Origin of the sequence: Paenarthrobacter nicotinovorans, from assembly GCF_007670255.1 — a bacterium.
Taxonomy (GTDB): Bacteria; Actinomycetota; Actinomycetes; order Actinomycetales; family Micrococcaceae; genus Arthrobacter; species Arthrobacter nicotinovorans_B.
Genome location: NZ_SZVS01000001.1, coordinates 590,088 through 600,998, shown reverse-complemented (window position 1 = coordinate 600,998; position 10,911 = coordinate 590,088). Strand labels below are relative to the sequence as shown.

General features: G+C 60.9%; 9 protein-coding genes, 1 tRNA gene and 1 pseudogene. 9 read left to right on the top strand and 2 right to left on the bottom strand.

The features are described from left to right. Nucleotides 1-1,337 (bottom strand): annotated as a pseudogene (locus FDP28_RS02845) (pyruvate dehydrogenase (acetyl-transferring), homodimeric type); the annotation flags it as partial. 380 nt (nt 1,338-1,717) lie between these two features. Between FDP28_RS02845 and FDP28_RS02840 the strand changes: the two are divergent. From FDP28_RS02840 to FDP28_RS02805, 8 genes are all read left to right on the top strand, one after another. After that, complete coding sequence (locus FDP28_RS02840) at nt 1,718-2,137, top strand: DUF3052 domain-containing protein (RefSeq protein ID WP_144659084.1); 420 nt, start codon at nt 1,718-1,720, stop codon at nt 2,135-2,137. Continuing rightward, on the top strand, nt 2,134-2,637 hold the full coding sequence (locus FDP28_RS02835) for a peroxiredoxin (RefSeq protein WP_144659083.1): 504 nt from the start codon (nt 2,134-2,136) through the stop codon (nt 2,635-2,637). The genes FDP28_RS02840 and FDP28_RS02835 overlap by 4 nt, the downstream gene beginning before the upstream one ends. After that, on the top strand, nt 2,634-3,590 hold the full coding sequence (locus FDP28_RS02830; RefSeq protein WP_144659082.1) for an NAD-dependent protein deacetylase: 957 nt from the start codon (nt 2,634-2,636) through the stop codon (nt 3,588-3,590). The genes FDP28_RS02835 and FDP28_RS02830 overlap by 4 nt, the downstream gene beginning before the upstream one ends. Nucleotides 3,591-3,652: 62 nt before the next feature. Beyond that, nucleotides 3,653-3,728 (top strand) — tRNA-Val (locus FDP28_RS02825). Between the two features lie 106 nt (nt 3,729-3,834). Beyond that, nucleotides 3,835-4,125 (top strand): hypothetical protein, encoded by a 291-nt coding sequence (locus FDP28_RS02820; RefSeq protein WP_144659081.1) that lies wholly within the window; start codon nt 3,835-3,837, stop codon nt 4,123-4,125. 200 nt (nt 4,126-4,325) lie between these two features. Further along, nucleotides 4,326-5,120: an IclR family transcriptional regulator gene (locus FDP28_RS02815; protein ID WP_144659080.1), complete on the top strand. Its 795-nt coding sequence runs from the start codon at nt 4,326-4,328 to the stop codon at nt 5,118-5,120. A gap of 135 nt (nt 5,121-5,255) precedes the next feature. After that, nucleotides 5,256-6,608, top strand: a complete 1,353-nt coding sequence (locus tag FDP28_RS02810; protein ID WP_144659079.1) for an MFS transporter — start codon at nt 5,256-5,258, stop codon at nt 6,606-6,608. Nucleotides 6,609-6,751: 143 nt separating this feature from the next. Further along, a complete protein-coding gene (locus FDP28_RS02805; RefSeq protein ID WP_144659078.1) occupies nt 6,752-8,806 on the top strand; it encodes an acyltransferase family protein in 2,055 nt (684 codons plus the stop codon). A 6-nt stretch (nt 8,807-8,812) separates the two neighbouring features. On the opposite strand, the gene FDP28_RS02800 is transcribed toward FDP28_RS02805, so the two are convergent. Next, entirely contained in the window at nt 8,813-9,880 is a 1,068-nt protein-coding gene (locus FDP28_RS02800; protein ID WP_144659077.1) for a D-2-hydroxyacid dehydrogenase, read from the bottom strand. A gap of 70 nt (nt 9,881-9,950) precedes the next feature. On the opposite strand from FDP28_RS02800, the gene FDP28_RS02795 reads away from it, so the two are divergent. Further along, nucleotides 9,951-10,865, top strand: coding sequence for an NAD(P)-dependent oxidoreductase (locus FDP28_RS02795; RefSeq protein ID WP_144659076.1), 915 nt, complete (start codon nt 9,951-9,953; stop codon nt 10,863-10,865). Nucleotides 10,866-10,911: the final 46 nt, after the last annotated feature.

The following is a 10,911-nucleotide window of genomic DNA, read 5'->3' as shown; positions in this document are numbered from 1 at the left end:
TGGTCACGGAAGGCTTTGAGGTCTTCCATGGTCAGTTTCTTCATCTGGTGGGTCGCGTTGCGGCCTTCGAAGTGCGGTCCGAGGCCGTAGCCCTTGACCGTTTTGGCCAGGATCACGGTGGGTTTGCCCTTGAACTCGGTCGCTGCCTTGTACGCGGCGTAGACCTTGCGGTAGTCGTGGCCGCCGCGCTTGAGGCCCCAGATCTGCTCGTCGGTCAGGTCCGCGACCATGTCTTTGGTCTGCGGGGACTTGCCGAAGAAGTGTTCGCGGACGAACCCGCCGGATTCGGCCTTGTAGGTCTGGTAGTCACCATCGGGGGTTTCGTTCATGATTTTCACCAACGCCCCGTCCTGGTCCGCTTCGAGCAGCGAGTCCCATTCCCGGCCCCAGACGACCTTGATCACGTTCCAGCCCGCGCCGCGGAAGAACGCTTCGAGTTCCTGCATGATCTTGCCGTTGCCGCGCACCGGGCCGTCCAGGCGCTGGAGGTTGCAGTTGATCACGAAGTTCAGGTTGTCCAGGTTCTCGTTCGCGGCCAGCTGCAACAAACCACGGGATTCGGGCTCGTCCATTTCCCCGTCACCGAGGAACGCCCAGACCTGCTGGTCACTGGTGTCCTTGATGCCACGGTTGTGCAGGTACCGGTTGGACTGGGCCTGGTAGATCGCGTTCATCGGGCCGATACCCATCGACACGGTCGGGAACTCCCAGAACCCCGGCATCAACCTGGGGTGCGGGTACGAGGACAGGGCATGGCCTTCCTTGGACTTCTCCTGCCGGAACCCGTCCAGATCCTCCTCCGACAAACGCCCTTCCATGAACGCCCGGGCGTACATCCCCGGAGAGGCGTGGCCCTGGAAGAACACCTGGTCCCCGCCCGAAGGGTGGTCCTTGCCGCGGAAGAAATGATTGAAACCAACCTCGTACAGGGTCGCGGCACCGGCATAGGTGGAAATATGCCCACCGACACCAATATCGGCCCGCTGCGCACGATGGACCATCACCGCGGCGTTCCACCGCATGTACGCCCGGTACCGGCGCTCGAACTCCTCATTACCCGGGAACGGCGCTTCCTGGTCCACCGGGATCGTGTTCACATAATCAGTGGTCGTCACCATCGGCACACCCACGCTCCGGGCACCAGCACGCTGCAACAACGAACGCATAATGTACTGCGCCCGCTCGGTACCCTGCTCAGCGATCAACGCATCAAGGGACTCAATCCACTCCGCGGTCTCTTCCGGATCACGATCAGGCAGCTGGGCAGTCAACCCGCTGAGGATGTGTGAGGTCTCTTCTCCTGCAGCCACGTCCAACCTTCCTTTTGGCGCATTCATCGGCGCCTCAAGTCCGGCAGGGTGACTGCCCGTCGTGAACGCGTCGTGTGCGACATCTCGGTTTCAACAGCCCGGTCGGATGCGCCGGGCAGGTCTTGTGAGCGCCTGGCTGCCCAGTAGAATTCTGCGGGGCGATCGCCCTGCAGCCATAGCGCTCATGGCCACTCTAGCTTTCACTGCGCCGCTATGCGTAGCCGCAGGCCCCGCGGAGCGTTGTATGTCACACCCAAACGGCCTCCGTGACGTAAAGCACGCCACTGCCACAAGCTCTAAACGCCCTTGAGGGTGCGGAATGTGCCCTCCTACAGGGACAATGGCTTGAAGCACACGCCCAAAGGGTGTTGGCTGTTAGTAATGGAAGTCACTTCAAAGGAGGAAACGTGAGCGAGGCCGACGCCGCCACATCGGTAAATGTGGCGGAACGAATGGGTTTCAAAGATGGGGATCTGATTCAGGAGCTCGGCTACGACGACGACGTCGACTTCGACTTGCGTGACGATATTGAAGATGTCACGGGCTCCGAATTGCTGGATGAAGACGATCACGATGTCGTTGACGCAGTCATTTTCTGGTGGCGCGATGGCGATGGAGACCTTGTTGATGCCCTGATGGATTCGTTGACCACGCTCAAGGAGGGTGGCGTTGTCTGGGTCCTGACACCCAAGTCCGGCAGGGACAACTACGTATCTCCCGCTGACATACAGGACGCGGCCCCTACTTCAGGTCTGCACCTTACGACTTCTGCCGGGGTTTCGAAGGACTGGAGCGCCACCCGCCTGGTGCCCAAGAAGAACAAATGACAGAAGTCCAGCAGGCCCCGGCTTTGGCCGGCGTCCCCCAGGAAGGGCAGTCTGCGCCGGATTTCGAACTGCTGAACCAACACGGTGAGCCTGTCCGCTTGACGGACTACCGCGGCGTCAACGTGGTTGTCGTGTTTTTCCCTTTTGCCTTCTCCGGTATCTGCACTGGTGAGTTGTGCGAGATACGCGACAACATCGCCCAGTTCAATGACTCGAACGCGACAGTGCTGGCGATTTCAGTTGACAGCAAATTTGCCCAACGCGCGTATGCCGAGCACGAGGGTTTCGACTTCGATCTTCTTGCGGACTTCTGGCCGCACGGAGCCGTTGCCCGGCAGTACGGTGTGTTCGACGAAGCCAGCGGCATGGCGTTGAGGGGAACCTTCATCATCGACGCCGACGGCATTATCCGTTACGTCGTAGTCAACCCGCGGGGCAAAGCGAGGGACTTCGCCGAATATCGGTCGGCGCTGGCTTCGCTGGTGGATCAGCGACCATGACCCGCCCCGGACCCGGTGTCGGCATGACGGGGTTTGCCAGCATGGCACCCGTAGCCGAGGTGCAACTCGGTCCCGAGGAGCAGGAAGCCCTTGGTTCCGCAGTGCAGGCCCTGCAGGGAAAACGCCTGGCAGTGCTGACCGGAGCCGGTTTGAGCACCGATTCCGGCATCCCTGATTACCGGGGGCCGGGGTCTGCACCGCGGAACCCCATGACGTACCAAGAGTTCATTGGCAGCGAGGCCAACAGGCGTCGTTACTGGGCGCGGAACCATATCGGCTGGTCCCGCCTCCGGCACGCCGACCCCAATGCCGGCCATGCTGCAGTCGCACTGATGGAGCGACGCGGGCTCCTGACCGGCCTGATCACCCAAAACGTCGACCGGCTTCATGAGGACGCCGGCAGCGTCAATGTGGTGGACCTCCATGGCCGTTTTGACCAAGTAATTTGCCTGTCGCACGGGCATACCTTCAGCAGGCAATTGATAGCGGCGATCCTGGAGGAGATCAATCCAGGTTTTGTCGAAGCAGCAGTGGAATCCGGGCTGGTTGAGATGGCGCCGGATGCAGACGCCACGGTGGAGGATCCTGAGCTCATCAGCTCGTTCGTCATGGCCGTCTGTCCCATCTGCGGCGGCATCCTGAAGCCGGACTTCGTCTACTTTGGCGAGAACGTCCCCAAGGACCGTGTCGTGCGCGCGTACGCCATGGTTGATGATGCGGACGCCCTCTTGGTGGCGGGTTCGTCGCTGACGGTGCAGAGCGGCCTTCGGTTCGTCCGGCATGCATCAAAAGCAGAAAAGCCTGTGGTGATCATCAACAGGGGCAGCACCCGTGGGGATGGGTTCGCGGCCGTAAAACTCGAGCTCGGAGTCAGTGGTGCTTTGGGCTACTTGGCCCAGGTTTTGCCGGACCTTTCGGACGTAGGCGACTCGATTGGTGTTTCCAGCGGTTGATCATGTAGAGTCATTGTTCGTTGAAGCGCTGAGGAACACAAAGAGCGCGGAAACAACGCTTTGGGTCTTTAGCTCAGCTGGTAGAGCGCCACGTTTACACCGTGGATGTCATCGGTTCGATCCCGGTAGGACCCACCAAAGAAAACCCCGCTTCCGCTTCCAGGAAGCGGGGTTTTCGTCATCTACGCCTGATTGTTCCCGGGTTCCCTATTAATGTCAGGCCCACACCCTACGGTTTCCTTCCATGGAGCACGTATATATCCGCACGACCACCCACGGTGGGCCTGCCGTCGTCGTCAGGGGAGGGCGGGAGTGGACGATTGCCGACGAACCTGTCCGTTGGTTCGAAAGGATTCCTTGGTGGGAAGAGCAAAAGCGCATGCCCCGGGGAGCCGGACGCGTGGATATTGAGGTCCTGCAGGTCCAGGTGCGCTTGGGGAGCAACCTTCGGTCCGCCCTGGCCACCTGGGAACTCGTTCGTGACGGTTCAGGGGGAGGCTGGTGCCTTAGGGGCGAGGGAGTTGTGGCTGCCTAGCGCCACCCCACTGGCTGCGCCCGGAAATGGATGAGCTCTCCACCGCGACTATTGGGGGATGCCGCGGTGGAGAGCTCGAAAATGAATATACAGCCAACTTTTGGGTTTGCAAAGCCGACGGGTCCGCACCCAGCAGCGTGCCACTATGATGGGTATTGTTCAGTAGATTGAACACCGATGTGTAATGACGAAGGAGAATCATGGTTGATTCCCGAACCACCCGCTCCGAGGGGCTGGGCGCTTCGTCGCCTGCCCCTGCTGTGACCCGCGCCGCCGCCGTCCTTGAAGCCTTGGCTGATTCCCCGTCCGGACGCTTGACCCTCAGTGACTTGTCGCGGGAGCTCGGCATCCCGAAATCTTCGACGTCCAACCTGCTGCTGGCGCTCGAGGAAGCGCGCCTGATTACCCGGCAGGGTGCCGACTTCGCATTGGGGCGAAAGCTGGTGGAGCTGGGGGCTGCCTACCTGAGCCGGCTCGATGAGGTGCAGGAGTTCTACAAGTACTGCGAGCAGGCTCCGACGCTCTCCGGCGAGACGGTCCGGATTGCCATGCTAGACGGCGACCACGTCATCTACCTGGCGCGTTACGAGGGCCACCCAGCTGTGCGGCTGACCTCGAATATTGGAGACAAAATGCCGGTCTCCCTCTGCAGCGTCGGCAAGGCGCTGGTGGCGCAACTGCACGACCACGATATCGAGGCCATGTTCCCGGACGGCACGGAGCTGCCCACCATGACTGCCAATTCCCTCCGAACGGCCGAAGAGCTCAAGGCGCAGATCGCCACCATCCGCAAGCAGGGGTTTGCCTTCGAGGATGAAGAGTCGACCGTTGGCGTCGTTTGCCTCGCTGTTCCCGTGCCGACCCATGGTGCACATGGCCCCAGCTTGGGCCTGTCGGTTACGGCTTTGAAGGCTACGTATTCGGAGGAGCAGGGCGCTCTCATGGTCAAGGAACTCAAGGAGTTGGCGCGATCCCTCGGCAACCCCATGGGTTGATTGGCATAAATCTGATTTTAATCTTGGCAAGCAGTTCAGCAAGCTGTACTCTGTTCAACATAGTGATCTTGGCGGTGATGCCATCGCTATCTCACGGGGCCAACGGGGGCCCGGTGTGATTTTGAGGGAGTGCTTGTGACAACTCGTACTAAGACAAATTTCTCAGCTGATGCTGACGAAGCCGTCGTAGAACCGGAGCAGCTGCGGCGGGCAACGCTGGCCAGCTCCGTAGGTTCCGCTCTGGAGTACTACGACTTCTACATCTATGGCCTTGCCTCGGCCCTGATCTTCGGTCCGCTGTTCTTCTCGCCGCTGGGTCCGGACGGAGCATTGATCGCTTCCTTCGCCACCTACGGTGTTGGATTCGCGGCCCGGCCGTTCGGCGGAGTGATTTTCGGCTATATCGGTGACAGGTTCGGCCGCAAGATGGTGCTGATCCTGACCATTGCTCTGATGGGAACGGCCAGCTTTGCCATCGGACTTCTGCCCACGTTCGAGCAGGCGGGAATGCTTGGCGCCGTGTTGCTCGTCACCTTGCGCATCATCCAGGGTCTCGGTGCGGGTGCGGAGCAGGCAGGTGCCACGACGCTGATCTCCGAAGTTGCTCCGCGTCGTCGCCGCGGTTTCTTCGCGTCCTTGCCCTTTGTCGGTATCCAGCTGGGCACACTGCTTGGGGCTGGAACATTCGCTCTTATTGCCCTGGCCGATAAGTCCGTCCTGCAGGGTTGGTTGTGGCGCGTTCCATTCCTCGCCAGCTTTGTCCTGATTGTCATCGCCGTGTTCATCCGGCTCAAGCTCAAGGAAACTCCCGCATTCCAGGAATTGGAAAAGCACAAGAATGTGGTCAAGAACCCTATCGGTGCCCTCTGGAAGCATTCCAAGAAGAACGTGCTGATTGGAATCGGCCTTCGCATGGGAGAAAACGGCAACTCCTCGATTTACTCGGCCCTTCTGGTTTCCTTCATGAGCATGCCGGCGGGTGTATTTGCCGGTAATAACTCCATCGGCCCGGTCGGTCTGCTGATTGCAGCCGGATTCGCAGCCGTGCTGGTCGTGACCTTCGGCGCTTTGTCTGACAGGTACGGACGTGTTCCGGTCTACCGCTACGGTGCCTTGTTCCAGGCAATTATTGCCGTTCCCGCGTTCTACTTGGTCACCTTGGGCAATGTCACTTTGGTATGGGTGGTCATGGCTGTCGGCATTGCCATTGGCGTCCAGTCGATGCTTGGCCCGCAGTGCCCCCTCCTGCCCGAGCTTTTCGGATCGCAATACAGGTTCACCGGGGTTGCCATGAGCCGGGAGATCTCCGCAGTTTTGGCTGGTGGTCTGGCGCCCCTGCTGGGTGCGCTTCTGCTGGCAGCCACCAACCATTCCTGGCTGGTGCTCGCCATTTACTCGCTGGTCTTGGCCCTGATCTCGTTCGTCACCACGTTCTTCACCCCGGAGACTGCAGGCCGCGACCTCGTCAGCACGGAAGACGCGAAGTAAACGACGCAAAATTCCGGACACACCCAGCACGGCGTCCCTCCACCAGGAGGGGCGCCGTGCTGCTTTAACGGATTAGCCCTCCGAGGTGCTGGAATTTTGCAAGACGCGGTGCAGAATTGGTGCAGCGACAGAGGAGCGTGTCCATGATGGCAACCAAGGGCCTGGCATCGCCGGAAAGCCCCGGGTTGGTTCGGCGCGCCAGCGGCACCAGGTTTCGTCCGGAGATCCAAGGGCTCCGTTCGCTGGCCGTACTCATGGTGGTCTCTTATCACATCTGGTTCGGCAGGGTTTCGGGAGGCGTGGACGTCTTCCTGTTGATTTCGGCGTTCTTGATGACGCTCCAGTTCGTCAATCGCTACGAGGAGTCGCGGCCTGTATCTCTGGTTCGGCACTGGCTGCACTTGTTCTGGCGGCTGCTTCCCGCCGTCGTCGTTGTCCTGACGGGCACCTTGGCGGCGACCTTCATGATCGTGCCCCGGACCCGATGGACGGAGATCGTCAACCAGGCGTGGGCCTCGCTCTTCTACGTCCAGAACTGGTTGCTCCAGCGGCAGGTAGTCAACTACTACGCGGCAGACCATAGCCTGGCCAGTCCCATGCAGCACTTCTGGTCGTTGTCCATTCAGGGGCAGGTTTTCATCATCTGGCCGGCGATCTTCGTTGCTGCAGCTTTCTTTTGCCGCAGGGCAGGACTGCGTTACCGGACGGTGTTGCTCTGCGTTTTCGGGCTGATCTTCGTGGTGTCGCTGGGCTACTCGATCTATTTCACTGCTGCCCACCAGGAACTGGCCTACTTCGATACTCTTGCCCGACTGTGGGAATTTGCGCTGGGAACCCTGGTTGCCTTGCTCCTTCCTTTCCTTCGTCCAAGCCGCGGTGTCGCAACCGTCCTGGGTTGGCTGGGCGTGGTTGCCATGCTCAGCTGCGGCATGATCCTTCAGGTAAGGACGGCGTTTCCTGGTTTTGTGGCGCTGTGGCCCACGCTGGCGGCTGTGGCGGTCATCATTGCCGGGCAGACAGGAAGCCGTTTTGGCGTCGACCGGATCCTGGCATCGAAGGTGTTGGTGGGGCTCGGGGCCAACTCGTATGCGCTGTACCTGTGGCACTGGCCGCTGTTGGTGATCACCCTGGTGTGGATCGGGGAAGACCACGCAGATGCACCCATCGGCGCTTTGATTGTGGCTGTGTCCCTCCTGTTGGCCTATCTGACCACCAGGTTCGTGGAGCAGCCATTGCGGTCGTGGAGGTGGCCGGAGGAAAAGCGGTGGAGCTTGGCAGTGTCGGTCCTTGCCTGCCTTGCTGTGGCTTCCACTCCGATGGCGTGGTTCGGGTATCAGCAACAGGTGGAGAAGAACGCCGTTGCCGGCCAGGACGTTGATGACAACCCCGGTGCCAGGGCCTTGCTCCCGGGCTATGTCAACCGCGTCGGAAAGGATGCGAGGACGCTGCCTACGCCTGAGCAGCTGCCGGCGGACTGGGGGAAGCTCGATGGGCCCTGCTCAGGTGAACTGCGGCCGCAGGACCCGGTGCTGTCTGCGGAGTGTCTGCAGAACGACGTCGGTGCGGATGCGGACAAGACCATCTTCGTCGTGGGGCAGTCGCATTCCCTGCAATGGCTCGGCGCCATCGGTCCCCTTGCCAAGGAACACCATTGGCGGGTCCAGGCCATCACCTTCGGCGCTTGCCCCTTCATGACCCCAACGGACGAGGTGGGCGATGAATGCAACGCCTTCAATCGAAAGGTCCGTGAGCATATCCGGCTCCACCACCCGGACGCCGTGTTCCTTGTGGGGACAGCAGCCGTGCCGGATTCTCCCGACGAGGACCTCACGTGGGGGCTTGACGAGCTCGTGGGGGAAATCACAGATCAGGGAGTGGAGGTCATTGCCATGCGTGACAACCCGCGCTTCTCCTTCAGCCCCAGCGAATGTGCCATGGCTTCCGGCGTCGATGAGCCGCGGTGTCGGCCCGCTTTGTCTTCCGTGCTTGCCGCGACCAATCCGCTGGATCAGCTGGAAGGGAACTATACGGGCCTGTCCATCCTTGACATGACGGACCTGATCTGTGACGGCGCCTCATGCCCTGGGATCATCGGCAATGTTTATGTGTACTTGGACGATAACCACCTCTCGAGCACCTACACCAGGAGTATGGCCGATGCATTGTCCGAGAGGTGGTTAAACGCCACTGGGTGGTAGTCCGGCTTAGTAGAAGTGGACCGGGTCCACGAGGTGGGGGAGTTCGCCGCCGTCGAGGAATGTGCGGAGGTTGCTGCAGAAGCGCTCGGCGATCAGCCGGTTCTCGGCCGTGCTCAGGGCGGAGGTGTGCGGTGAGACCAGGACTTTGGGGTGGTTCCACAGCGGGCTCTCCAGGGGCAACGGTTCCACTGCAAAGACGTCAAGGCATGCGTACGCAACCTGGCCGTTGTCAAGGGCTTCGAGCAAGGCGTCTTCGTCGACAACCGTTCCGCGTCCGACGTTGACGAAAACCGTTCCGGGCTTCATGGCAGAGAAGATGTCCTTGTTGAACAACTTTTCCGTGTAGGGAGTTCCCGGAAGAGTGTTGACCACTGCGTCGGCGTCGGCAACCAGGGCGGAGAGGCCGTCGTTGTTGGTTACTTCCTCGATTCCCTCAATGGCAGCTACGTTGCGTTTGGTTCCAGTGACCCTCATGCCCAGGGCGCGGGCAATGCGCGCAGTTTCCATGCCGATTTCACCGAGGCCAGCTATGACTACCTTGGAGCCGTTGGCCAGCTTGGTGGGCGTCCGAAGCTCGGGCCACACCTTGGCGGCCTGATCCTTGGCCATCTCGGCACTGCGTTTGAAGCCGTTCAGGATTCCGAAGGCCGAGAATTCCGCCAAGGGCAAGGCATGGACGCCGGCTGAGGTGGTGACGTGGAATTTCCGGAGCGTTTCGGTGTCCAGGCCTGAGGCCTTGACGGCGCCGCCGGCACCTGCTGCCATGGCGTGGATCCATTGCAGGTGCGGATTGCTGGTGGCGATACGTGCCAGTCCGGCAGGGCTTTCATTCGGAAAGCCGTACAGGACCTGGGCGCGGTTCAGCATCGCCCAATAGCGTTCTTCCTGCTCAGGCGTCCTTGTGAAGGAGGGATCACCCGCGTGGTCCGCAGGGAACCGCTCCGGTGGCAGCAGATCAGGTTCGTAGAGAACTGTTACGGAGGGGTCCACACCGCGGATCTGCTCTACATACTCAGCTTCGAGCGGTACAGCGATGGCGATGGTAAGTTCATCAGTCGTCATAGTGTTCATCATACTGAATGACGGCTAGGATATTGAACAGATTTTCCTTAGATGACCACAACGAAGTGAGGTGTTACCAGCCATGACCATCCAACGAGTGGGTTTCGTCGGCCTGGGGCTGATGGGAGCTCCCATGGCCTCGAACATTGCCGCCGCCGGATGGAACGTCACCGCATGGAATCGCTCCGAAGCTGCCTTTGACGGTCTTCCCGGCGTCAAGCGTGCCGCCACTGTCGCCGGGTTGCGGGATAAAAATGTCATCATCTTCATGCTTCCGGACCTTCCCTTCATCGAGGAGGCGGCCGCCGAACTGCTCGATTCCTGGCGGCACCAACCACCCAGCCCGGGTACCGCCGTCGTCGTCATGAGCAGTGTCTCGCCCACGGAAGTCCAGCGCTTCGGCGAAACTGTCGGGGAAGCGAGCGCGGGCAATGCCGTTGTGGTGGACGCTCCGGTCAGTGGAGGGACGGCTGGCGCGCGCAGTGGAACGCTGGCCATCATGGTGGGGGCTTCCGTCGACGGCTTCGAGCAGCTTGAACCGCTTTTCAGGACCATGGGCACCACCATCCGGCGCATGGGCCCACTGGGTGCCGGGTCCCTCGCCAAGGCGTGCAACCAGTTGATCGTCGGAACCACGACGGCGGCCCTCGCCGAAGCGGCCGAACTCGCCGAACGCTCCGGGATGGATGTGGAGGCGCTCTTCGAGGTGCTGTCCGGGGGATTGGCCGGAAGCAGGGTGCTCGAGATCGTGGGTCCACGCCTGGCAGCGAAGGACTATGCGCCCACAGGTCCGGCCAAATTCATGCACAAGGACCTTGGTTTCGTCCTTGCCAGCGCTGCCGCGGCAGGGTCCGCCGTGCCCATGGCATCAGCGGCCATTGACCTTTATGCAGAACTCAAACGCCAAGGCCTCGGCGACCAGGACCTCGCCGTCGTCCGGCAGACCATCGCGAACCTGGGCGGCGCACTGGCCGCAACCAGGTCCACCATGAACTGAACAGTGCACTACGAACTGAACCGCGCAACCTAAGAAGGAATGACAA

Excerpts from the sequence above, each read along its gene's own strand:
- FDP28_RS02835 (WP_144659083.1), top strand. The coding sequence starts at position 2,134 with ATGACAGAAGTCCAGCAGGCCCCGGCTTTGGCCGGCGTCCCCCAGGAA.
- FDP28_RS02830 (WP_144659082.1), top strand. The coding sequence starts at position 2,634 with ATGACCCGCCCCGGACCCGGTGTCGGCATGACGGGGTTTGCCAGCATG.
- FDP28_RS02820 (WP_144659081.1), top strand. The coding sequence starts at position 3,835 with ATGGAGCACGTATATATCCGCACGACCACCCACGGTGGGCCTGCCGTC.
- FDP28_RS02815 (WP_144659080.1), top strand. The coding sequence starts at position 4,326 with ATGGTTGATTCCCGAACCACCCGCTCCGAGGGGCTGGGCGCTTCGTCG.
- FDP28_RS02805 (WP_144659078.1), top strand. The coding sequence starts at position 6,752 with ATGATGGCAACCAAGGGCCTGGCATCGCCGGAAAGCCCCGGGTTGGTT.
- FDP28_RS02800 (WP_144659077.1), bottom strand. The coding sequence starts at position 9,880 with ATGATGAACACTATGACGACTGATGAACTTACCATCGCCATCGCTGTA.
- FDP28_RS02795 (WP_144659076.1), top strand. The coding sequence starts at position 9,951 with ATGACCATCCAACGAGTGGGTTTCGTCGGCCTGGGGCTGATGGGAGCT.